Origin of the sequence: Pelagicoccus enzymogenes (assembly GCF_014803405.1) — a bacterium.
GTDB lineage: Bacteria > Verrucomicrobiota > Verrucomicrobiia > Opitutales > Opitutaceae > Pelagicoccus > Pelagicoccus enzymogenes.
On the sequence record NZ_JACYFG010000038.1, the window covers coordinates 76,261 to 98,510 of the forward strand.

Here is a 22,250-nt window from a genome sequence, read left to right on the forward strand (position 1 = left end):
GCCCTAAATGGTCTCCAAGATCAAGTTAACCACCCGCGAATAACGTCGCCACTGCTCCGTCTCCTCCTCCAACCGCTTTCGGCCGGCAGCCGTGAGACGGTAGTACTTCGCCCGGCGACCGTTCTCCGTCACCCGCCACTCCGTTTCCAGAAAGCCTTGAGTGCCGAGTCGCACCAGCGCCGGATACAAAGATCCCTGGTTCACCATCAAAGCCTCCTCTCCGATTTGATTGATACGCTGCTGAATCCCCCAGCCATGACGCTCCTCGTCGCGCAAAGCTCTCAATATCAACAGGTCCAAGGTCCCCTGCAGCAGATTCTTGCTTCCTTTGTCCATAGCTTCTCTAGATTGACTAGAGAAAAGAAGCGTTCCTCTAGATTGTCAAGAGAAGAGCAGGACCAACTTCGTATGTCGACCTAATGGGTCGCTTCCGGCTCGCCTAATCCGGGGTCGGAGCCAAGGTTATAAAACATCCAACCGCCTTGTAAAACGCCGCTCTTCTGGCATGTTACCAGCCCGCAAAAGCGCACCGCGCCCGAATCCAGTGAAGACCTACCGATCCACCGTAAACGCCTATCTCCTCGCCTCCGCGCTCGTCGTGACTGCGACTTTGCTTGGCATGCTGCTGGAGCCGCTCAGGCCCTACCGGGACGCCCTCAGCAACACCCTCGGGCTCCCCCCCCAACTGCTCTGGATCCTCGTCGCCCCCGTCTCCCTCTCCCTCCTTTTCGCCCTCACCGTCCAACTGAAAAAGAAGCTCTGCGCCCCCGCTCAATCCCTCAGCGAGCAGTGCGCCCTCGGGGCCGTCGCCCCCGATACCGCCTACGGCCAGCTCAAGGAGCTTCGCATCATCCGCGATTTCGTTTGCCTCACCCAAGAGCGAGCCAACAACCGCGCCGACCAAATTTCCCGCATGGAGGAAGAGCTCCACACCGCCCGCAAGACCGTCGAACGGCACCTCCGCAAGATCGAGGAGCTGGAGGACCTCGTGCACAGCTACGGCCGGATTCGCAATGAGCTCAACTACGACCTCGGCCTCCTGCGCCAGGAGAACCGCAACCAAGTCCACCGCATAGCTGCTCTGGAACGCGAGCTCGCTAACCAGCAGACGCACGCCGACGTCCCCTACCAAGCCGGACACTAGGAGGAACTGTCGTCCAGTCCCCCTGTCTCACCTCGTTCCGAGGCAACAAGAGCCTGCTCAGCCGGTCGAACCCACCGACGCGTCGCTCCATTCCCCTAGGTTTGGATGCATACCGTCTTCCCGTTTGACCTTTACCTGCCGCAGATTTGCTCTAGCGACAGCTAACACGCGAACGTTCCAGCCACACAGCAGCAAGTGAAAACCTCCAAGTCCATTCTCGCGCGGCACGCGCTCCTCATCCAATCGCTCACGGTTCTGATCGTGGTGGCCATCGCCTTGCCGCCTCTCGATCCCTACCGCCAGCAGCTGGCGGAGCTGAGCCAGCTGCCCGTCTCCGCATTCTGGATACCGCTGCTCGGACTGCTGCTGATTCTCAACGCCATGCTCTTCCGCCGCATCGGCACCCACCTCGTCGACCCCTCCGAGGAACTGGTCAACCAAACGAAGCTCGGAACCGCCTCCATCGCCTTCAAGAAGAAGAGCAAGAACTTCGAGGAAGACCACCTCAAGCATTTCATAGAGAGCCAAGCCCTCCGCTCCGCCGATCTCGAAAACGAAGTCAGCCGCATGGAAGGCGAAATCGAACGCATCAGCGAACTCTCCAAAGTCTCGCCCGAAGCGTACGAAGCCCTGCAAGCCGATCTCAAGGCGAGCAACGAGGCGAAGGAAAAGAGCGACTCCCAAGTCATCGCCGAGCAAAGCAACGTGGCCAAGCTCGAGAAAGAGCTGCTGCTCCTGCGCCGCGAGCTCAAGCAAGCCAACCGCGAGCTCGAAACCGCCCGCGAGGAAAGCGAGGCCCAACTCCTGCCCGACACCCAACGCGGCACCCTCTCTTCCATTCTCGTCGAGCGACTCAAAACGCCGCTCAGCCTCATCAACAACCTCGCTTGGCGCCTCGCCAAATCCTGGGCCGACACCCCGCCCGCCCAAGTGCGGGAAGGCCTGGAGGAAATCACCCGCCAATCCCAAGAACAGCTAGAGCTGCTCAAGCGCTACCAGTCTGAGGAGGAAGAGGAAAACGAAAAGCAACGCGACGCCCAGTAGCGCCCGCCGCCCCTACGGCCACGTGAGGCGAGCCGGACCCATCCGAGCGCAACAAGCGCTCCAACGCCGAAGCCGACTTGACAGAAGTCGGCTTTTTCGTGCCCCTCCCTCACCAGTTTTAATCCTTAAACCTTCATCCTCCGCAAATGCCTTTCACCACCCTGCTCACCCATCCCGGTTCCGCCCACAAGGACGACCTGCTCGCCTGCTGCCTGCTGCTGGCCAAAAATCCCGTCGCCATCGAGCGACGCGAGCCCGCCCCAGACGACCTCGCCAATCCGGAGACAGCCGTCGTCGACGTGGGCGACCTCCATCAACCCGAGCTGGGCAATTTCGACCACCACCAGTTTCCCCGCGACACCCCGCCCACCTGCGCCCTCTCCCTTGTGCTGCAACACTACGGGCTCTACGAGGACGCCAAAGCGTTCTGCGAATGGCTGGAGCCGGCCGAATGGTTCGACTGCCGCGGACCCAACCACACCGCCCAGTGGCTCGGCGTCGAGCGCGAGGTCATCGGCAAGCTCAACTCCCCCATCGACATGACCTTGCTGCGTCGCTTCGCCGCCTCGAACCTGCACCAGCCGGGCGAAGCGATTTGGGAAATGATGAAGCTGGTAGGCGAAGACCTCGTCAGCTACCTCACCAGCACCCGCGCCCGCATCGATTTCGTCGCCGCCCACGCCCAGATCTGGGACTGCGACGGCCTGAGCTTCCTCTTCCTCCCCCGCGTGGAGACCGACCTCGACGACCCTTCCGCCGGCATCGGCCACTTCCTGCGCGAAAAGGGAATCGAGCAAAGCGTGGCTGGCACCATCTACCCCGACCGCCGCAACACCGGCTACGGCATTTCCCGCTACAACGACCACCCCTCCCTCGACTACACCCAGATCGAAAACGAGCCGGACGTTCACTTCGCCCACAAAAGCGGTTTCGTGGCCAAAACCACCGCCACCGATCCCGATCGCCTCAAGCTCCTAGCTGCCCGAGGCATAAAGCGCTGAAATGCGCTCCATTAGGACTGCTTAACAGCGCCCGCAAAAACCCACTTTTTTCCAAAAAAACCAAAAAAGTCTGAACAAATTCCGTTCTGCTTCGTCTTTCCTAGCAGATCATCGCTTAGCGAGATCTATTTGGGGTAACAAAGAAAACAAGTGGCGGATCGCTTAGGGGTAGGCGATCCGCCTTTTCTTTGCCCAGATGGGAAACGGCCCTGACCGGCGCCATCTAGACACATCAAGGTGGAACGGCCGCTCCGCGGGCGTATTCTCCCGAGATATCAAGGTGGGACGGCCAAAGACGCTTCGCTTTGTCGTCGCAGAAGTCCCTCGGTACCGCGGGCGGCGAACTCCGCTCGCTTCCAGGTGGCGCGGCTTCTCCGAAGACGCCGAGTGAATATCTTCGCCCCCAGCCCTACACCAGCGCCGGAGCCGTCTTGCCCTCGGGAACCGTCAAAATTTCCGGTCCCTTTTCGCCCACTAAAACCGTGTGCTCGAAGTGGGCGCTAGGGCTGCCGTCGGCGCTGAGGGCCGTCCAGCCATCTTCGCCCATGGCGATCTTGTGCTTGCCCATGTTTACCATCGGCTCGATGCAGAGGACCATGCCGCGCTTCAAGCGTTGGTAGTCGTTGGGGCGACCGAAATTCGGGATCTGGGGCTCTTCGTGCAAGGTCTTGCCGACGCCATGACCCACGAAATCGCGGATCACGCTAAAGCCCGCGCGTTCCACCTTCTTCTGCACCGCGCTGGAAATCTTGCCGACCTTGTTGCCGGCCACCGCATTCTTGATGCCGTCGTACATGGACTCCTCCGTCACGTCCAGCAAGCGCTGCAGCTCGGGATCGACACGGCCCACCGGAATAGTCCGGCAGTTGTCGCCGATATAGCCGTTGTAGCGGGTGCAAACGTCCACGCTGATCACGTCGCCCTCCTTCAGCACGCGCTCCAAGGTCCCGATGCCGTGCACCACCTCGTCGTTAACCGAAAGACAGGTCCAAGAGGGAAAGATGCGCGAGCCCACCTTGTACTGGTAGCAAGCGCTCTCGCAGCCGATTTCCTCCATGAAGCGGCGGCCCGCCTGATCCAGATCGTAAGTGTTCATGCCGGGCACCACCAAGGCGCACATGCGGTCCAGCACGGTGGCTGCAGCTTGGGCGGCTTCCTTGATTGCGTTGTATTGCTCTTCGTTGCGTACGATCATGGCTCAGTCTATCGAAACTTTGTTCTGCAATAGAGAATCGGTTTCAAGGACAAAACCTGATGCCGCCAACGCTGGAGGGACGGCTTCCACGCCCTCCGCCCCGGCAAAAATGAGACATCACAAGTCGAGCTCGCCTGGACAGCGCCGCTAAGCTTCGTCCTTCAACTGCCCTTCCTCCAGCACCTCCTCCGGCAGAGCCTTCTTGGCCTTGGCCCCCAGCTCCTTGAGCCGCTGCACTTGGTTGACCAAGTTTCCACGTCCCGTCGCAAGCTTGTTCATCGCCGCCTCGTAGGCATCCCGACTGCGCCCGATCTGCTCGCCGATCTTCTGCATGTCCTCGAAAAAGCCTACGAACTTGTCGTAGAGCAGTCCGCTCTTTTCCGCGATATCGATGGCGTTGCGCGTCTGTTTCTCCTGTCTCCAAATATTGGCTACAGTACGCAGCGTCGCCAGCAAAGTCGACGGCGTCACGATCACCACGTTCTGACGAAAGGCGAAGTCGAAAAGCGTGTCGTCCGCTTGCATCGCCATCACGAAGGCCGGCTCCACCGGTACGAACATCAAGGTAAAGTCCGGAGACTCGATCCCCGGCAAGGCATCGTAGCGTTTCTTGCTCAACTCCTGCACGTGATTCTTCACGCTGAGCAAGTGCTCCTTCAAGGCCGCATCCCGCACCCGCTCGTCCTCTTCGTTCACGCAGCGTTCGTAAGCCACCAAGCTGACCTTCGCGTCGATGACCAAGTGCTTGCCTTCCGGCAAGTTCACCAACACGTCCGGCTGCTGGCGCCGGCCTTCCTCCGAAGTAAAGCTGGCCTGAGTTCGGTACTCCCGACCTGCCACCAGTCCTGATTTTTCCAATACAGTTTCCAGCACCAGCTCGCCCCAATTGCCTTGCGTCTTGGTCTGCCCCTTTAACGCCGTCGTCAAGTTCCGCGCCTCCGCGCTCATCTGCTGGTTCAGCTCGCCCAATGCCTTGAGCTGAGCCACCAGTTCCGCCCGATCCTTCACGCCCTGGTCGTGCGTCCGGTCCACCCGCGTCCGAAAGTCCGTAATCTTCTCCGCCAAGGGCAACAGCAGCTTGTCCAAGCTCTCCTTGTTGCGGGCTACGAACTTCTCCGAGTTCGCGTCCAGCACACGCGTCGCCAAGGACTCGAATTCCGCAGTCAGCTTTTGCTGCAGCTCCGCCAGCTCCTTCTTCTGCTCCTCGATTCGCGTACCCATCGAACGAATACGCTCGTCCGCAGCAGCCAACTTCCCGCTCGCCGCTCGATGCTCCTCGCGCTGCTCCACGAGCTCGACCTTGGCCTCGCCCAAGGCCGCGTCCAAAACGCGGCAGCGCTCTTCCAAGACCGCGCTTTGCTGGCCGGCCGCCGCCAAACGCTCTTCCAGCTCCGCCCGTTCTTCTTCGGGCAAGCCCTTGGGCGTTCGCAAGCGATAAGCCTGTACCGCCCACCCAGCCGCAAAGCCGGCCACCAAAGCGATCAACCAAGCCCACTGCTCGATCAAGGGGCGACCTCCAACTCCACGCTGATCTTGCGGGCCGCCTCGAAACCGAGCTGACGCTTCGCTCCGTCGCTGAACTCCAGCGAGACCACCCCCGCCTGAGGATCGCGGCCCGAAACCAGCAAGCCCCTGCCGGGAGTCAGGCCATTGCTCTCCAAGTACTGCAGAAAACGGTCTTCCTGGTCCTCGATGCGACCCACCGTCACCCTCTGGCCCTCCTCGCAGTCGACCAGCGGCAACAAGTCGCGCTCGGCGATTACCCCGCTCTTGTCCGGGATCGGGTCCCCGTGCGGATCCAGCTCCGGATGCCCCAGCAACACGTCGATCCGCTCCAGCACCCGGTCCGAAATCACGTGCTCCAAGGCCTCCGCCTCGTCGTGGATCTCGTGCCAGTCCATGCCCAAGACCTTCACCAGGAAAAGCTCGATCATGCGGTGCCGGCGCAAAACCAGCAGGGCCAGCTCCTTGCCCTGCTCCGTCAGCTGTACTCCCACTCGCGGAGTGTAGCCCACCAAGCCCGTCTTGGCCAAGGACTTGACCATGGTCGTGGCCGTCCCCGGAGTCACCTCCAGCGACGAGGAAAGCTCGCCCATGCTCACGTTCCCGCCCTCACCCTGCTCGAATTGCAGGGTGTAGATATTCTTGATGTAGTTCTCTACCGTACTGGTCGCCATGGTCTCAAAGGGGTTCGCCGCGCCTCCTCCTCGAGCGGCGCTTGAGAGCGCGCTCTGAGACAGTGCTCACGCTGGCGCTCAGAAACCGCGGCTCGATGCGAAAAGGGGCAAAAACTCCCTCCTATCGCTGACCCATCGCCTCCCGATTGCAAAGCCTTTTGTGACCGCCCGAAGCAAGTCGCAGCTCACAGCCCCACTCGCCCCCACGGCCCGCTCGCTCCCACGCCCCGTTCGTAAAACAAACGTTAATCCCGCGGCGGCTCGCACATATCCGCATAGAGTGATTCACTCACGAAGACCTTATCCGATAGACCGAGAATACAGTAGTATGAGCAGCCAATTCAAAGTCCACATTGTCGAAGACGACAAAACCACCCGCCGCCTCCTCGAAAACGTCACCAGCATGCTGGGATACGACATCAAATCCTACGAGAACGGCCAGCAAGCGTGGGACGCCTTTCAAGTGGAACGGCCGCACATCGTCATCAGCGACTGGATGCTTCCCGAAATGGACGGGCTCGAGCTCTGCCGCAAGCTGCGCGAAAGCATGAAGGACAGCTACACCTACTTCGTCCTCATCTCCGCCCAGAAGCGCTCCCGCCCCAACCTCGAGGCCGCCATCAACGCCGGCGTGGACGACTTCCTCAAGAAGCCCATCGGCTCCGACGAGATCTGGAACCGCCTCCGCGTAGCCGAGCGCATCCTCAACTTCAACCAGCAGGTCAAACGCCTCGAAAGCCTCATCCCCATCTGCTGCTACTGCAAGAAGGTGCGCAACGACGGCGACCTTTGGGAACAGATCGAGCAATACGTCAACGAGCGCACCGGGGCCGACTTCACCCACTCCATCTGCCCCAGCTGCATGGACACCCACGTCCGCCCGCAGATGGAATCCTACAAGCAGTCCCTCAAGGACAAAGCCCGCGCCACCGCCGAGTAAGGCCCAGGTAGGGCCCGCTGTCCCAGCGAGCCGCAAACCGCCTCCCAAAGCAGCGAAGTCGAAAGACCTTCGACCCCATCCACACGTCCCGCCCCCCCGTGTCCGATGAGCACTGCCTCAAGGTAGGGCGGACTGGCCCAGTCCGCCGCAACGCGCGATCAAGCAACAAGCCCGCCCCCCCCCCCCCTTTTCCCGAGAAGAAGCAGACGAAGAGCGCCTTCTCCCTCAGCCCTTCACCCCCTCCAGCTCCACCCAAGTCGCGCCCCAGCCCCCGCCCGTCTGGTCGCACAAGCCGAAATCCTTCACGCAGGCGATCTTGCGCAGCTGGGCGTGCACCAGCTCCCGCAAAGCGCCCGAGCCCTTGCCGTGGATCACCCGCACCCGCGTGATCCCCTTCTCCAGGCAAAGCTCGAAATAGTCCGGCAGCAACTCCTTCACCTCCCCCGGGCGAAAGGTATGCAGGTCCAACTCGTCAGATATCGGGAACTCCACAGGCTCGTCTTCCATAATTTCGTTAAAACAACCCCTTTCCTCCTACGAATCCACTAAAACCGCTAGACTCCCCGTCGAATTAGAAGATATGACAGGAGGCAACTCCCTGCCATTCCCACCCATGTACCGACTCGCACCCAGCATCAGCGCCGCGCTCAGCCTCCTAGCCGCCCTAGGACTCGCTTGCCGCGCCTCCGCCCAGGAGCCCAAGAGCGACGAGCTCATCCCCCCCGTCGCCATCTACAAGGTCGACCCCTCCCACCCCAGCGAGCTCTACGACCGCGGCATCGAAGGCGAAGCCATCATCATCGCCAACGTCGACGTCTTCGGCACCGTCATCGACCCCGTCGTCGACCGGGCCACCCACGACGAGTTCGGCCTCGCCGCCCTGCTCGCCGCCTCCGAGTGGATCTTCGAGCCCGCCACCAAGAACGGCGTTCCCCAAGCCGTACGCGTCAAGATCCCCTTCACCTTCAAGATCGCCTTCGAGCACAAGCTCAACGTCGAGATGGGCCGCGAAGTCTTCAAAGAGATCGACGTTCCCGTCACCCCCTCCTTCGAGCTCGAGCAAGCCCCCATGCCCAAGTTCATCCCCGCCTTCGACGAGTTCTACCCCGAGGCCTTCCTCAACACCGGCAAAAGCGCCGCCGTCAGCGTCGAGTTCATCGTCAATCCCGACGGCAACGTGATCAACCCCCGCATCGTCTCCATCTCCACCCCCGGCTTCGAGGAAGCCGCCATGCGCGCCGTGGCCCACATCCAGTACAACACCATCCGCGTCCAAGGCCAGCCCGTGCACGTCTCCATCATGATGCCCATCCAGTTCTCCCCCTAGCCGGAGAGAGACCGCTGCCACGTCGCCCCCGAGCAGCAGGAAGCGACCTCGCCAACAACACCGAGCCAGCCGAACCCGCGCCGCAATCTCGGCCCCTCACCCATTCGCCCCAAGGCGGCACGCCCGTGGGCGCTTCGCTTCGGCGGCAAGCCGAGATACCGCGTGCGTTTCCCCCCAGTTCCAATGCCCCCTCGCGCGTCCAACACCGAACGGGAGGGACAGCTTCCACGCTGTCCGCGCTGCAGGAGCACCTCCCCGATTTCACGCAAAAGCAGCGAATATCGCCAGACCTCCGCCTCCAAGAACGCATTCCAGTCCGCCAAGTCTCCGCCTTCATCCCGGATCCGCCCTCCATCCACTTCTCCTTGAGCCCCCCTCGCTTTGCGCAGCTTTTTAAAGGAGCTAACACGACGCAATCTTCAGTCTTTACGTATTTTCCTAAGCTAGATACACCTAAACCCAACACCCCCCAAAGCTCAGTCTAGCCCAATCCAGCCCAAGTAATCCCTAAATAATAACCGATAATGTTGTCGCTTTTTCCGAAAACAAAAACCGGCAAATTTGTCGCTCAATAAGACTTTCGCAAAAAAGAGATGACGACATTGAAGGCAATGTACCTATTGATAGACTTGGCTCTCTTGGTTGCCAATGCCGCATTTGCATTCATGGCTGCAGGACAAGCAAAAGAAGGAATCAATTGCTTCGATAAGCGATACCAATGGAATCCTCTAAACCTAGTGACTTTTCACCCTGAAGATCTGAATACAAAAGGAAAGAAATACAGAAAAATACATTTCGCATGCTTAGCAGGATTTGCCCTTTGGACCATTGCTGGACTCATCCTGCATTCCTACATTTCAACTTAAAAAAATAGTGCGAACCAGGCATCGCACACAATGGCGGCAGACGCTCGCCTCTTTAGTAACGACCACATGAATACTAACCTCAACAGACTTGGAACATCAACCGAAGCCGCCATCGTTTGGATTTGACGTTACCCAGAAAAAAATGCCCACGAAACCAACAATCACTCAAATTGAAAACGCCTTTTCCCCGGCAAAAGAAATCGATGACCCCCAAAGGTTTGCTGGGCGAAAAAAGTTTGTTGAGGACAGTTACTATGCATTGATATCCGAGGGAACGAACATCGCCGTAATCGGAAATCGCGGAATCGGTAAGACGTCTTTAGCTCGCCAGATAATAAACATTGCCACCGGTAGAAATGAATTGCTCAAAAAGATAAAAATAGAAACGGATCAGGACTTAGATTTCCTTTCGATCTACTATACTTGCGGTAAGACGACGGAAACTCACGAGCACTTGTTAGAAAGCCTATTAACCAATAGGACTTGCTTGCTCGATTGGATATATGACATCCCGAAAGCAAGAAGAGCTGCAGACAAATTTAAGCCGAAACTAAATGTCGGAGCTTTTTCGCTTGAAGGCGAAAAAGGCTCTGAAACGACTTACGAATCCTCTGTTTCAAATCACGGAGTAGAAACTGTCTTTACGAATGTCGTAAGCGCCATCACCGAACAGGGAATGACGAAGGATGGAGTTCTTTTTGTCATCGATGAATTCGATCAGATAAAGAACAAGCAGGGATTTGCAACCTTCCTAAAGGCGTTGGCTACAAATGTTCCAAATGTGAAATTCTGCATAGTTGGAGTCGCTCACGATGTGCAGGAACTGATTGAAGAGCATGAGTCATCTGATCGATTGTTTGCTGGAGGGATTATAGATCTACCCTCAATGTCTGACGCCGAACTCGAGCAAATCATATCTGATGCCGAACAGAGTATTGATTCTTACATTCGTTTCGATCCCAATGCTAAAAAGGAGCTAGTTCGTCTGTCTCAAGGACACCCATACATGACGCACTTAATCGGGAAATATGTGCTACGTAATGCCTATCGAGAAAGTGGACGAGACATTGGAGGACCTGATATTGCCAAGACGTTGAGAGCTATTGCCGAATCGGGTATCGACCCCATTCTGGAAAGCAGATACAAAAAAGCAGTAGCATCATCTCGCCAGAGGGAAATAGTATTGAGGGCACTTTCCGATGTTCAAAAGGACAGCGTTGAAATCCACACCGCAGATGCATACAAAAGAGCTCTAGATGAGGGGGTAGATAATCCTAGTCAATTCGTTGGGCATCTTGTTACAGAAGACTACGGTGCTGAAATCGTGAAAACACGAGAAAGATACTACCGCTTCAGAGATTCTCTTTTTGCGGCATACGTCTCAGCAAGACCCAGAGTGTTCAAAAAGGAAAATTTAGGATAACCAGTCGGTGGATACAACCGTGCGGCCAGCGCTCCTCGCTGATCCTCGCACATCGCCTCAAAGTTAGCAGAAACTAAAATGGATAAACAAGCGAAACAATGGGCCACCTTCCTTGAGTCACGTATCAACAAGTTTAGGACTCTGAGAATCATTGTTGTCAGTCTAGTCATAGCAATCTACGGAATCTACGAATACTTTCAGAAGGATGACGCTTTGTACGTTTTGATTTCAGTCCTAGCCCTAGCTTACGGCTCTCAAGCGTTGGCGAGATATGGCTACATTCTCAAACTAAAAGAACTAGAACGAAAAGTTGAAGATGAGGAGCAAAGCTAGAAGTTGAAAGATTGTGCCAACAAGGCATCGCACACAATGTGCGGCAATCGCTCGCCTCTTTGAACCAGCCCCCCTGATAAACAACCTCCCCAGAACCTTTTACCACAGATCGGGCCTTGTCGCCTGAGCTCGAAGATATGAATAAAACAATTACTGTTTTAGCGATTTACACATTGGCTATCACGGGCTGCAAAACAACTGATCGCCCAAAGAATGATGAGGGCTACGAGACTCCAAATCCCATGCTTAAAGATCGTCCCTCCGAGTTGAAAGACGTAGATATAAAGCCAACAATCATTCGCACAGGCGATCCGAAATTACCAATAGAGTTCCAGGGCGAAATCAACGCTGTGGTTAGTCTCATCGTCACGAGAGAAGGCAGACCACTTAAACCACACATAGACAAAACCAATTACCCAGAATATAATTCTCTTGTTCTAGCATTCGTAGACACATTCGAATTCAACTCCGCAAAGCACGATGGAAACAGTGTAGCTGTCTGGGTGCCCGTCCCGATCATTTTAAGCAATTAATCATATCAAATCGAGCTATACAATTCACTACAGTCGCTCCGTACGTACGCTCAGGTATCCACTCACCCTTGGCAGAAACTAAATGAATAGATTTGCAGACTACTGGAACTGTTGGCGAAAAGGTATCGTCATCCTCATGGCTTCGTTTCTGGTGCTCTTTTTGGCCTTACTACCTTTTCAGTTAGTTTCGATCTTCTACGACGGTCCCAGGAGCGAAACAAAGGACAATATTGTAGCTGTAATCGCTGCATTAGCATTGATCATCGGAGCTCCCATCTTGGCCTACAAGATTTTGTTCGAGTGGCTTGAGTGGACAACTCAACATTTGTTGAAAAAAGTTGGATACGTAAAAAAGAACGATGATCAAACTGGTTAAACAGAAAAGACTATAACCACCAGACGATGCATACAATTTCGGTAAACGAGCACAAGCGCTCGCGTCTTTACTCGACCTAGAAAAACAATGGTAGACCCAAACGAGTTCAGCACGTTGTTGAAATCTGGAGATAAAGAACTCGTGAGTCATTCGATTTGCGACATCGCCGAAAGCATTTTCTAAGATCAAGGACCAGAAGCCATCCCATATCCCTTGAAAACGGTCTTTGCTGTAGAGACATTCTATGGTCAAGTAGCGAACGGCGGCATCGAACAGTATCTAACGAATGGACATGAGTCATTGGCAGTTTACACCGCTACAGCACTTGAGGAGGTTGGCCTCGAACTGCCTGCGAAGGTTTTGCGGGAGGTTCTAGAACTGTTCCCAGCAGATATTAGGGAATCAAATGAACCAAACTACTTAGACTACCTTGATGAAATAGAAGAGCAGAGAGGACCTGAATACATCGAAGAAAATATCGAACAAGAGTTTTGGAATTGGTACCACGACGGAAACAAAGAAGCCATCCGACGCAAACTACACGATTGGATCGTATCCAACGAAACAAAATTTATAAACCAATGCTGACAAGAGCAGCTTCAGCATGCGATCCCTCTCTGGCACCAATGTTTCTACAATCTGCATCGCTGACTGAGGCGCCTTCCTCGCCGCACGCGTCCCGACACCGTCGGGGCAAGTTTGACCTTGCTGAATCGGGAGCAAACGAATCCTCTGGGAGCTCGGAGCTTGTTGGCTCCGCCCCGAAAAAACGAGATCACTTTCAGATTCGATAGTACCCAGTTAAATGAAGTTCCTGCGTTACTTCCTGCCCATCGCGATCCTAGCCGCCTGCGGCTACTTTACTTGGCACCTGCTCTCCTCGCGGCCGGAACCGGCCAGATGGAACCGGCAACCCTTCGAACCGGAGGTAGAAGTATCCACCCTCGAACTACAGGACTACCAAATCGTCCTGCAATCCCAAGGCATCATCGAGGCCCGCACCCAGAGCGCCCTCATCCCCGAGGTTCGAGGCCGCATCCTGAGCGTTTCGCCGAGCTTTCGTCCAGGCGGCTTCTTCGAAAAGGGCGAACTGTTGGTGGAAATCGACCCTAGCGACTACGAAACCGAGCTAGTGGTCGCCGACGCCACCCTCGCCCAAATGGAGCTGCGCTACGCCGAGGAGAAGGTCCGGGCCGACCGAGCTGCCCTCGACTGGAAGCGGCTCGGCAACGAGGACGAGGCTCCCGAACTCGTGCTGCGTCTCCCCCAGATGCGCCAAGCGGAAGCCAACCTCGCCTCCGCCCAAGCTCGCGTGAAGGCGGCCCGCCTCAACCTCGAACGCACCAAGATCGTCGCCCCCTACGCCGGCCGCATCCTGGAGAAGCAGGTGGACGTCGGCCAATACGTCTCCCCCGGCAACCGGCTCGCCACCATCTACGCCATCGACTTCGCCGAAATCCGACTGCCCCTTTCCGAAGCCCAACTGGGTTTCATCGATCTGCCCGAGAGCTACCGCGACTCCGAGACCGATCCGAAAATCAACAAGGACGTCCGGCTGCGCGTCAAGATGGGCGACCAGCAGCACGACTGGAGCGGCAAGCTAGTGCGTGCCGAAGGAGCCTTCGACCAACGAAGCCGTCAGCTCTACGTCGTTGCCCAAATCCCCGACCCCTACGGCAGCACCGCCGACGGGCGCCCGCCGCTCAAGGTCGGCAGCTTCGCCATCGCCCACATCCCCGGCAACCTGCTGCGGGACGTATTCGTTATTCCGCGACGCCTGCTTCGCGAGAGCAGTTACGTAATCCTCATCGACGGGGAGGACCGTCTGGTGCGCCGCCACGTTTCGCCCATCTGGGCGGACGAGGAGAACATCGTAGTGGGAGACGAGCTGAAGCCGGGCGAACGCCTTTGCCTGACCCCCGTCAAGTACGCGACCTCCGGCATGAAGGTCCGCATCAAGCTCGGCGCCGCCGAAGCCGAGGCCAAGGCCGAGCGCGACTACGCCAACTTCATCAAGCTCGTCGAGGGCCTGCCGCAAGACTTGGACCTGCCCATCCATCTCGAAATCCAAATCAAGGCCCTCAAGGCAGGGAAGGACAAGCACCAGTCTTCCGCCCTCACCGCCGAGCTCATCCGCTGGGCCAGGCAAAACGACATCGAGATTCCTAAAGGCATCGAACGCGGCGAGCCGGACCGCAAGGACAAGACCAAGGTCGCCAAGCAAGCCTAAGCCGCTACGCCCATGAAATCCGCAATCGCTTGGTTCACGCGCAACCCCGTCGCCGCCAACCTCCTCATGGCCAGCCTCATCATGGCTGGGGCCTACACCCTGCAGAACCGGATCCTCTTCCAGGAATGGCCCGACTACCCGAGCCGCGACATTTCCGTGTCCGTCTCCTACCGCGGCTCCACCCCCGAAGAAATCGAGGAGAGCATCGTCTCCCGCATCGAGGAAGCGGTTTACGATATTCCCGGCGTGAAACGCATGACCGGACGCGCCAGCGAGTCCTCCGGCAGCGTGAACATCGAGGTGGAGGACGGCTACGAAATCGAGCGCGTCTTCGACGAAGTGAAGAGCGCCGTGGACGGGATCACCACCTTTCCCACCGAAGCCCGCCCCCCGCGCGTGCGCCGCCCCCAGTGGCAGGAACGCGTCATCACGGTGGTCATCGCCGGCGACCTGAGCGAATGGGACATGAAGAAGCTCGCCGAGCAAGTACGCGAGGAAATCACCAACCTGCCAGGCGTATCCCTCGCTGACCTGCTAGCCGCCCGCCCCTACGAAATCGGCGTGGAAGTATCGCCCGGCCGCTTGCAGCAATTCGACCTTACCCTCGAGCAAGTTTCCCGCGCCATCCGCTCGTCCTCCATCAACCTCTCCGCCGGCAACATCAAGGCGGACGGCGGGGACATCCGCCTGCGGGCCCAGAACCAGGCCTACGTGCAGGAGGACTTCGAAAACATCGTGCTGCGGGCCGACGACGGAGGCAGCCGCCTGACCTTGCGCGACGTGGCAACCGTGACCGACGGCTTCGACGAAATCCCCATGGTCTCCCGCCACAACGGCGAACGGGCCATCGCCGTGAACGTCTACCGCACCGGCCAGCAAAGCGCCATCAAAGTCGGCAAGACGGTCCGCGCCTATATCGAGGAAGCCCAAAAACGCATGCCCGAGGGCATCACCCTCAGCCACTGGAACGACGACTCGGAACGCATTATCCAGAGACTGGATACGCTGGTGGACAGCGCTTTGATGGGATTCGTGCTGGTGCTCTGCGTGCTCTCCCTTTTCCTCCGACCTCAGCTCGCCTTCTGGGTCAGCCTCGGCATTCCGGTCGCCTTCGCCGGCGCCTTCATCGTACTGCCGCTGCTCGGCGTCACCATCAACCTGATCACCCTCTTCGCCTTCATCCTAGTGCTCGGCATCGTGGTCGACGACGCCATCGTGACCGGTGAAAACGTCTTTCGCCACATGCAGACGGGAGCCAGTCCGCTGGACGCCTCCATCAAGGGCACCCAAGAGGTTTCCATCCCGGTCACCTTCGGCATCCTCACCACCATCGTCGCCTTCTACCCGCTCTCGGTCATGTCCGGCTGGCGCGGCAACATGTTCGCCCAGATCCCGCTGGTGATCATCCCGGTGCTGCTCTTCTCCCTCGTCGAATCAAAGTTCGTCCTGCCCGCCCACTTGCGGCATTGCAAAAACATCGGCCAAGGCAAAGCCACTCGCGGCAACCTCAACTGGTTCCAGAAAATCCAACGCAAGGTGGCCGACTCCTTGGAGACATTCGTCAAGCGCGTCTACAGCCCTAGCCTGGACGTGCTGCTCCACCACCGCTACTCCACCCTCGCTGCCTTCATCGGCCTGCTGGCGATCTACGTGGGACTCATCGCCAGCGACTCCCTGCAGTACCGCTACTGGCCACGCATCCCCAACGACACCCTGCGGGCTAACCTGACGATGCCTACCGGCACCGCCTTCGAGACAACCCAAGCCCATATCGACCGCATCGAAGCGGAGGCCCTGCGACTGAAGGACGAGCTCAACGCAGCCAGCGACTACCCGATCATCACCGACGTTTTCGCCACCGCCGGCGGCCAGCCCTTCGGACGCGGCTGGGGCGGATCTCGGGCCGGAGTCGCAGAGCGAGGCGAGCTCGTAGTTGCCATGTCACTACGGGCTTCCAGCGAAAGCGAAATGGATACCGGAGACCTGTCCCGCATCCTTCGCCTGCGTATCGGAGAGATTCCTGGAGTGGAACGCTTTTCCCTCTCCTACTCTGGCGGCGGCGAGGCCCTCTCGGTCGACATCCGCAGCCGCGACTTCGCCAGCCTCGTCGAAGCCTCCAAGAAGCTGCAGGAACGGCTCAAGGAATTCGGCGGACTCTTCGACATCAGCGATTCCTTCGAGTCCGCCAAGGACGAGTTTCAAATCAAGCTCAAGCCGCAGGCGGAACAGCTGGGCCTCAGCGCCAGCCAGATTGCCGGACAGATTCGCCAAGCCTTCTTCGGCATCGAGGCCCAACGCATCCCGCGCGGGCGAGACGACGTGCGGGTGATGGTTCGCTACCCGCTCGAGTACCGCAAGTCCTTGGCCACTCTGGAAAACATGCTCATTCGGGCAGGCAACGTGGAAGTACCCTTCTCCTCCGTCGCCGAGCTGGTACCGGGCAAGAGCTTGCCCAGCATCTACCGCATCGACGGCAAACGGCAGATCACAGTTTCCGCGGACGCCAACCCGGTCGAGGTCGACCTGGAAAGCATTCTCGCCGAGCTGCGCGAAAGCATTATGCCGCAAATCGCAGCCGACTTCCCCGATCTCGAATACGAGCTCAGCGGCGATTCCCGCGACCAGTACGAAGCCGAAAAGGAGTTTCTCAACGGCATCTGGTTCGTGCTCATCGGCATCTACATTCTCTTGGCGATCCCGCTGCGGAGCTACAGCCGCCCCATTGTAGTGATGTCGGCAATACCGTTCGGCATCGTCGGCGCATTGATCGGCCACCAGCTGATGGGCTTCTACGATCAAAACCTGAACATCCTCTCCATGATGTCCTTCCTCGGCATGCTCGCGCTCTCCGGCGTGGTCGTGAACGACTCTCTCGTGATGGTCGACTACATCGGCAAAAAGCAGAAGGAAGGCACGCCCATCAAGGAAGCGGTCCGCCAGGCTGGAGCCCGACGCTTCCGCCCGATCCTGCTCACTTCGCTGACCACCTTCTTCGGACTGGCCCCTCTGATGTTCGAGCAAAGCCGCCAATCCAAGTTCATGATCCCCATGGCCATCTCGCTCGGCTGGGGCGTCATCTTCGCCACCTTCATCACCCTTGCCCTCGTTCCCGTGATCACGCTGGTGTTCGACGACATCGCGAAGTTCTACCAGAAACTGTACGGCAAGCAGAACGACGACGAAGAGGAATCCTAACTAAACATATTCATTGTAGGAGCGAGCTCGCTCGCGATTTGCTCGGCCTAGAATCGCGGCGCAAGGCCGCTTCCCACAAAAACAGCGTTCCCTACAAATAGAAAGAAACCACCGCGCGGATCGCCTCCACCCATTTGTCATACGTATCCGGTTTCCTCACACAGGCATTTGCTCCCGCCCGATAGACAACTTCTGCATCTTCCAGGAGGTCGCTCGAGGAAAACACGACAATCGCCAACTCATCGAGCGGAATATCTTCGCGCAAGATACGCACCGCCGAGCAGCCGTCCAAGACGGGCATGTTGACATCCATCAGAACCAAATCCGGCAGCCGACCTTCCCGCTTCAAAGCGGTCAGCGTCTCCACCGCCTCTTTTCCATTGCGAGCCACCGCGCAACGAATCCGCGAGTCGATCGCCCCAAAGGCCTCCCGAAAGAGTACGATATCGTCGTCGCTATCGTCGGCTAGAAAAACGTGAAATCCCTCAGGAGCGAGGCTACCACCCATATTAAGCGTATCCAACTTACAACTATCGCGAAAAGGTTATCGTAAACTTGGAACCCCCGCCGCTGCGCGGCTCGTACCAAGCGTCTCCGCCATGCTTGAGAGCAATCTGCTTGACGATGGCAAGCCCCGCTCCCGTTCCCTCAACGTCTCGCCCCACCGCTCGCTGGAAAAGCATGAAAATACGATCGAGACTTTCTTCCGGAACGCCCGGCCCCCGATCCCGTACCTCGATTCCGACAAAGCGGTCCGCATCGCTCACGAAAGGCGTGATTTCGATATCTGGAGCCTCGCCGGGATTAACGAACTTGAGCGCGTTGCTCACCAAATTGGAAAGCGCCTGCTTGGCGTAGGTGTAGTTGGCCTTGATGTTAGGCAGATCGCTTGAAACCACGACCTTGGCCCCCGTCTTCTGGATGGAGTCCTCCAAGCTTCTGAGTACGGACTGAACCAGTTCCGACCCGGAAACCATTTCAGAATCCGTATCCATCTTGTTTATACGAGACAGGCTCAGCACATCGTCAAGCAAAGCGGTCATGCGAACCGCAGCCCTTTCGATGCGATCCAAAAAGTCCTGTCCCGAACCTTCAAGCTGGTCCCGATAACGTTCCCCGAGCAAGGCCGAGAAGCTTTGGATGGCTCGCAATGGCTCGCGCAGGTCATGGGAAACGACGTACAACAAAGTTTCCAGGTCGTTCTTCTTCTGCAGCACTTGCTGCTCGCTCCACTTGGTCTTGGTCTCATCCCAGAGGATGCCGCTGATCTGCCTCACCTCCCCATTCACGCCGCGATAGACCACCGCGCGGGTGGACAGGTAGCGAAACTCTCCATCGGAAGCGACGAAGCTCCAGGAGTCCTGAATGGCGGCATCGCTGCCATCCTTGGAGCCTGGCTCGCGGGATAGAAATCGCTCCACCGTGAAATCCACCTTCTTGAGAAATGCGTCTCGGTCCTGCTTGCTGCCACCCGCGAAGCCAAAGAAACGCTCCACCCGGGAATCGCACTCGAAGCTGCCCTTCGTCACGTCGAAGGTCCAAACCCCGAAGTCCGCGGCCTCGAGGGCCATCTGCAAGCGGCGACGGCTCTCGGCGACTTGAGTTTCCGCCTGCTTCAAGTCGGTGATGTCAATCAGGGCGATCACAGCGCCCGTCACCTCATCCTTGCCTGTCCTGAAAGGAAGGATACGCACCAGCAGCAATACCCCCGCTTCCATGCGGGCCTCCGTTTCCATTCCCTTTCCTTCTTCGATCACCCGCCTAGTGTCGCTGACCAAGCTTTTATAGCCGATGAGGTTGTGCGAAATGTGGTCGATCGGGCGACCGATATCGGTGGGCAACAGATTCAAGATGGCGTGAGCCGCTGGAGTGAATTTTCGGATACGCAGGTTCGCGTCGACGAAGACCGTGCCAATCTCGGTGCTGCTGAGAAAGTTGTTGATATCCTCGTTCAAGGAAACCAAGTCGCGGTTCTTGCTCTCATACTCGGAGTTGACCGAGAAGAGTTCCTGGTTCACCGAGTGCAGCTCCTCGTTGGTCGTCTGCAGCTCTTCGTTGGAAGTGAGCAGCTCCTCGTTGGCCAATTGCAAGTCGTGGTTGCTGGTCTCGAGTTGCCTCACCGTTTCGCTCAAACGCAACTTCATCAGACGCAGCTCGTCCCGCAACTCCGTTTCCGAATCAGGACCTTCCTTCCCCTTCAGAAAGCTTTCGTCGATCGGCTCAATCACCGATTCTGCCTCGCGGAACACCTGCTCGTCTCCGAAAATCGCCAAGACGCAATCTTCGAACTGACGAATGCCCCGCAATGGCTCCACCGAGAGGCTTAGCTGCTCCGCTTCCCCTGAAGGTCGAACGATGGTGCAGCGGCAGGCCACCTTGGACTGCGAATGCAAGGCTCGAGAGCGCAGCTGATGCAGGGAGAGCTTAAGCTCTGGAAGCACCCGATCCTCGTAATACAAGCTGACGCGTCCGGTCATCGGTCGCAGGTAGGCCTCGCAATCTCCGAAAGTGTGCAAAATCTCGCCCAAGTCGTCGATCACGATGCTGGGGGGCATGAAACGCTCCATGATAGCGTTGAGCCCACTGATTTGCGACGGCTCCGACAGGTTGCTCGTCGGAGCGAGGGAAAGCGAATCCACATTGAAGCGAGTAGCAGAGGTCGGCGAGAGAAGGGTCGGCGACAAAAAGGTGTCGCTTTTTTTCAGGAAGATCCGGGCTTGGTTGTCGAATGCCTCCAGCTGACCGTGGTAGCTGTTCGGGGTCTCGGTCAACCCAAGGCATAACAAGCCTTGCAGCTGCAGGGAAAAGAGCATCATCCCGATGGCCTTCTTTTGGGCTGCCGGCTTCAGATAGGACACAAGGTTCCGGCAGCAGACCAAGTCGAGACGGCTGAAGGGCGGATCGCGCAAAATGTCGTGCCGCGCGAATACGACTCGCCGCCTCAACTTGGGAGTCACACTAAATCCTCGCTTGGTCCGGATGAAAAAACGGTCGATTCGCTCGCTGGAAAGGTCTTTCAGGGCAGCGTCCGGATAGAAGCCCTTCACGCTGTCTTTCAGCGAGGTCGTATGCACGTCGGTTGCGAATATCTTGAAGTTTGGCGACTCGATCCCCTGCTCCGCAGCGTGTTCCTCCATCAGCATCGCCAGCGAATAGGCTTCCTCGCCGGAAGCCGACCCCGCCACCCAAATGCGAATCTCGGAGCCGTCCGCATGCCGCTCGAACAGCCTGGGAATCACCTTCTCAACGAAAGCCTCAATCACCTCCGCGTCCTTGAAGAATCGCTGGCTGCCAACGATGAACTCCTGGTAGAGGGCCTTCGGCTCCTCCAAGTCGGAACGAGCCAGCTCCAGATAGTCAGCAAGCCCCTCTAGGTTCCTGCGACGCACGCGGTTGAAGACGCGACGCTTGAAGACTTCGCTCTTGTAGAGTGAGAAGTCCACCTTGACCTCCTCCGCCATCAGCTCGAAGAGGCTGCGCAGCTGGGCCTGTTCCCGCTTTTCCTCCTCGGATACGGAACTCTGGGCCATGCCGAAGTGCTCCCGCAAGGCTTCTTGCATGGAGACGACCGAGAGGACACGGTCCACCCAAGCCGAATCCTGACCCGCTAGCTCCTCTCGCTCCTCCTCCAAAACCAAGCCGCCGCAACGACGAAACTGATTCAGGCTCGCCGACTCCAACAACGGCGTATCCGCGATCGACACCAAGGCCGCCCGATCAGCCTTCTGCGAAAAGGCCGTCAACATCAGGGCTAGGGTTCCGCGATTGCGCAGGTTGCTCCGGTTCGCCTCCACCGTGAGCTGCTCGCCAACCAGCGCGACCTTGGTGAAGCCGGGACACAGATAGATGGCGTTCGGCTCGAGCTTGAGCGTCGAATCGACGGCGTAAACCGGCAGCATGCTCACGCTTTTGAGCAACTCGTAGATGCGGATGGAATGCCGCAAGGGCAGGTCCGCGCAAACGAAGTAGCAAACGCCGGATTTGGGGTCCGCCTCGGCAAAAAAGCGTTCCAAGGACTCCGTGTTTTGGTAGCCGCAAGAGAGAACAACGTAACCGGAAATTCGAGTCGTTTCGGACATTGGGATTCCTAATTTTGTCGACATGCAAACGGCGTGGAGCGGCCTGAGATCGCATCCTCTGCGGAGCACCCGCTCGTGCCCGCTCGCCAGGGGTTCGTGAAAAATCTTTTAGAAACGCATTTCCGTTGGGCAGCCCCTTGAAAAAACGGCCGATCGGAAGCATAAGAGACGAAGCGTTCCACCCAAGCCTTCGAGCAAGAGAAGAAAATCCATGCAAGCTGACCAAAGAAAAATCCTGCAACAGTATCAACAAGCAGCCGAGCAACGGCAGCGACTTGCTGAAGTGAAGCAGCGCTTGCGCGACTTGAACGCGATTTTTGAATACGCGCCACGGAACGCGCAGCGGATCGACGGAAAACGCCGAGCCAGCTAAGCGCTACCCAGTCT

20 protein-coding genes are annotated in these 22,250 nt (G+C 57.8%); 13 read left to right on the plus strand and 7 right to left on the minus strand.

Features of this window, described 5'->3' with window-relative positions; genetic code table 11:
* Window positions 1-3: 3 nt before the first annotated feature.
* Window positions 4-336 (minus strand): PadR family transcriptional regulator, encoded by a 333-nt coding sequence (locus tag IEN85_RS15060; protein WP_191617927.1) that lies wholly within the window; start codon window positions 334-336, stop codon window positions 4-6.
* Window positions 337-544: 208 nt separating this feature from the next.
* Here IEN85_RS15060 and IEN85_RS15065 point away from each other — a divergent pair, with 208 nt between their 5' ends.
* From IEN85_RS15065 to IEN85_RS15075, 3 genes are all read left to right on the plus strand, one after another.
* The gene (locus IEN85_RS15065) at window positions 545-1,144 is read left to right on the plus strand and encodes a hypothetical protein (RefSeq protein WP_191617928.1); all 600 of its coding nucleotides are present in this window, start codon (window positions 545-547) and stop codon (window positions 1,142-1,144) included.
* A gap of 195 nt (window positions 1,145-1,339) precedes the next feature.
* Window positions 1,340-2,188, plus strand: a complete 849-nt coding sequence (locus IEN85_RS15070; RefSeq protein WP_191617929.1) for a histidine kinase — start codon at window positions 1,340-1,342, stop codon at window positions 2,186-2,188.
* Window positions 2,189-2,334: 146 nt separating this feature from the next.
* Window positions 2,335-3,189, plus strand: a complete 855-nt coding sequence (locus IEN85_RS15075; protein ID WP_191617930.1) for an MYG1 family protein — start codon at window positions 2,335-2,337, stop codon at window positions 3,187-3,189.
* Window positions 3,190-3,598: 409 nt separating this feature from the next.
* Here the strand turns inward: IEN85_RS15075 and map are convergent, their stop codons facing one another.
* The 3 genes from map to IEN85_RS15090 all read right to left on the minus strand — a co-directional run bounded on the left by map (window position 3,599) and on the right by IEN85_RS15090 (window position 6,561).
* Window positions 3,599-4,384 carry a type I methionyl aminopeptidase gene (gene map / locus IEN85_RS15080; protein ID WP_191617931.1) on the minus strand — a complete coding sequence of 262 codons (786 nt, stop codon included), beginning with the start codon at window positions 4,382-4,384 and terminating at the stop codon, window positions 3,599-3,601.
* Between the two features lie 147 nt (window positions 4,385-4,531).
* On the minus strand, window positions 4,532-5,890 hold the full coding sequence (locus tag IEN85_RS15085) for a DNA recombination protein RmuC (protein WP_224772662.1): 1,359 nt from the start codon (window positions 5,888-5,890) through the stop codon (window positions 4,532-4,534).
* Window positions 5,887-6,561 carry a metal-dependent transcriptional regulator gene (locus IEN85_RS15090; RefSeq protein WP_191617932.1) on the minus strand — a complete coding sequence of 225 codons (675 nt, stop codon included), beginning with the start codon at window positions 6,559-6,561 and terminating at the stop codon, window positions 5,887-5,889. Before IEN85_RS15090 ends, IEN85_RS15085 begins: the two co-directional genes overlap by 4 nt.
* A 328-nt stretch (window positions 6,562-6,889) precedes the next feature.
* Here IEN85_RS15090 and IEN85_RS15095 point away from each other — a divergent pair, with 328 nt between their 5' ends.
* Window positions 6,890-7,501 carry a response regulator gene (locus tag IEN85_RS15095; RefSeq protein ID WP_191617933.1) on the plus strand — a complete coding sequence of 204 codons (612 nt, stop codon included), beginning with the start codon at window positions 6,890-6,892 and terminating at the stop codon, window positions 7,499-7,501.
* Between the two features lie 225 nt (window positions 7,502-7,726).
* Here IEN85_RS15095 and IEN85_RS15100 read toward each other — a convergent pair whose 3' ends face one another.
* On the minus strand, window positions 7,727-8,008 hold the full coding sequence (locus IEN85_RS15100) for a Smr/MutS family protein (RefSeq protein ID WP_191617934.1): 282 nt from the start codon (window positions 8,006-8,008) through the stop codon (window positions 7,727-7,729).
* A 106-nt stretch (window positions 8,009-8,114) separates the two neighbouring features.
* Between IEN85_RS15100 and IEN85_RS15105 the strand changes: the two genes are divergently transcribed.
* From IEN85_RS15105 to IEN85_RS15135, 8 genes are all read left to right on the plus strand, one after another.
* Window positions 8,115-8,828: a TonB family protein gene (locus IEN85_RS15105; RefSeq protein WP_191617935.1), complete on the plus strand. Its 714-nt coding sequence runs from the start codon at window positions 8,115-8,117 to the stop codon at window positions 8,826-8,828.
* Window positions 8,829-9,421: 593 nt separating this feature from the next.
* Window positions 9,422-9,694: a hypothetical protein gene (locus tag IEN85_RS24475; protein WP_224772663.1), complete on the plus strand. Its 273-nt coding sequence runs from the start codon at window positions 9,422-9,424 to the stop codon at window positions 9,692-9,694.
* Window positions 9,695-9,836: 142 nt separating this feature from the next.
* The gene (locus IEN85_RS15110; RefSeq protein WP_191617936.1) at window positions 9,837-11,117 is read left to right on the plus strand and encodes an nSTAND1 domain-containing NTPase; all 1,281 of its coding nucleotides are present in this window, start codon (window positions 9,837-9,839) and stop codon (window positions 11,115-11,117) included.
* A gap of 470 nt (window positions 11,118-11,587) precedes the next feature.
* Window positions 11,588-11,983 (plus strand): hypothetical protein, encoded by a 396-nt coding sequence (locus IEN85_RS15115; RefSeq protein ID WP_191617937.1) that lies wholly within the window; start codon window positions 11,588-11,590, stop codon window positions 11,981-11,983.
* A gap of 82 nt (window positions 11,984-12,065) precedes the next feature.
* Window positions 12,066-12,359 (plus strand): hypothetical protein, encoded by a 294-nt coding sequence (locus IEN85_RS15120; protein WP_191617938.1) that lies wholly within the window; start codon window positions 12,066-12,068, stop codon window positions 12,357-12,359.
* Window positions 12,360-12,560: 201 nt separating this feature from the next.
* Entirely contained in the window at window positions 12,561-12,947 is a 387-nt protein-coding gene (locus tag IEN85_RS15125; protein WP_425503172.1) for a DMP19 family protein, read from the plus strand.
* A gap of 217 nt (window positions 12,948-13,164) precedes the next feature.
* Complete coding sequence (locus IEN85_RS15130; RefSeq protein ID WP_191617940.1) at window positions 13,165-14,589, plus strand: efflux RND transporter periplasmic adaptor subunit; 1,425 nt, start codon at window positions 13,165-13,167, stop codon at window positions 14,587-14,589.
* Between the two features lie 12 nt (window positions 14,590-14,601).
* Window positions 14,602-17,784 carry an efflux RND transporter permease subunit gene (locus IEN85_RS15135; RefSeq protein ID WP_191617941.1) on the plus strand — a complete coding sequence of 1,061 codons (3,183 nt, stop codon included), beginning with the start codon at window positions 14,602-14,604 and terminating at the stop codon, window positions 17,782-17,784.
* Between the two features lie 91 nt (window positions 17,785-17,875).
* Here the strand turns inward: IEN85_RS15135 and IEN85_RS15140 are convergent, their stop codons facing one another.
* Complete coding sequence (locus tag IEN85_RS15140; RefSeq protein WP_191617942.1) at window positions 17,876-18,307, minus strand: response regulator; 432 nt, start codon at window positions 18,305-18,307, stop codon at window positions 17,876-17,878.
* Window positions 18,308-18,314: 7 nt separating this feature from the next.
* Complete coding sequence (locus IEN85_RS15145; protein ID WP_191617943.1) at window positions 18,315-21,863, minus strand: CheR family methyltransferase; 3,549 nt, start codon at window positions 21,861-21,863, stop codon at window positions 18,315-18,317.
* Between the two features lie 211 nt (window positions 21,864-22,074).
* On the opposite strand from IEN85_RS15145, the gene IEN85_RS15150 reads away from it, so the two are divergent.
* On the plus strand, window positions 22,075-22,236 hold the full coding sequence (locus IEN85_RS15150; protein WP_191617944.1) for a hypothetical protein: 162 nt from the start codon (window positions 22,075-22,077) through the stop codon (window positions 22,234-22,236).
* Window positions 22,237-22,250: the final 14 nt, after the last annotated feature.

Excerpts from the sequence above, each read along its gene's own strand:
- IEN85_RS15075 (WP_191617930.1), top strand. The coding sequence starts at position 2,335 with ATGCCTTTCACCACCCTGCTCACCCATCCCGGTTCCGCCCACAAGGAC.
- IEN85_RS15130 (WP_191617940.1), top strand. The coding sequence starts at position 13,165 with ATGAAGTTCCTGCGTTACTTCCTGCCCATCGCGATCCTAGCCGCCTGC.
- IEN85_RS15145 (WP_191617943.1), bottom strand. The coding sequence starts at position 21,863 with ATGTCCGAAACGACTCGAATTTCCGGTTACGTTGTTCTCTCTTGCGGC.
- IEN85_RS15135 (WP_191617941.1), top strand. The coding sequence starts at position 14,602 with ATGAAATCCGCAATCGCTTGGTTCACGCGCAACCCCGTCGCCGCCAAC.
- IEN85_RS15120 (WP_191617938.1), top strand. The coding sequence starts at position 12,066 with ATGAATAGATTTGCAGACTACTGGAACTGTTGGCGAAAAGGTATCGTC.
- IEN85_RS24475 (WP_224772663.1), top strand. The coding sequence starts at position 9,422 with ATGACGACATTGAAGGCAATGTACCTATTGATAGACTTGGCTCTCTTG.
- IEN85_RS15095 (WP_191617933.1), top strand. The coding sequence starts at position 6,890 with ATGAGCAGCCAATTCAAAGTCCACATTGTCGAAGACGACAAAACCACC.
- IEN85_RS15090 (WP_191617932.1), bottom strand. The coding sequence starts at position 6,561 with ATGGCGACCAGTACGGTAGAGAACTACATCAAGAATATCTACACCCTG.
- IEN85_RS15060 (WP_191617927.1), bottom strand. The coding sequence starts at position 336 with ATGGACAAAGGAAGCAAGAATCTGCTGCAGGGGACCTTGGACCTGTTG.
- IEN85_RS15100 (WP_191617934.1), bottom strand. The coding sequence starts at position 8,008 with ATGGAAGACGAGCCTGTGGAGTTCCCGATATCTGACGAGTTGGACCTG.
- IEN85_RS15150 (WP_191617944.1), top strand. The coding sequence starts at position 22,075 with ATGCAAGCTGACCAAAGAAAAATCCTGCAACAGTATCAACAAGCAGCC.
- IEN85_RS15105 (WP_191617935.1), top strand. The coding sequence starts at position 8,115 with ATGTACCGACTCGCACCCAGCATCAGCGCCGCGCTCAGCCTCCTAGCC.
- IEN85_RS15110 (WP_191617936.1), top strand. The coding sequence starts at position 9,837 with ATGCCCACGAAACCAACAATCACTCAAATTGAAAACGCCTTTTCCCCG.
- IEN85_RS15115 (WP_191617937.1), top strand. The coding sequence starts at position 11,588 with ATGAATAAAACAATTACTGTTTTAGCGATTTACACATTGGCTATCACG.
- map (WP_191617931.1), bottom strand. The coding sequence starts at position 4,384 with ATGATCGTACGCAACGAAGAGCAATACAACGCAATCAAGGAAGCCGCC.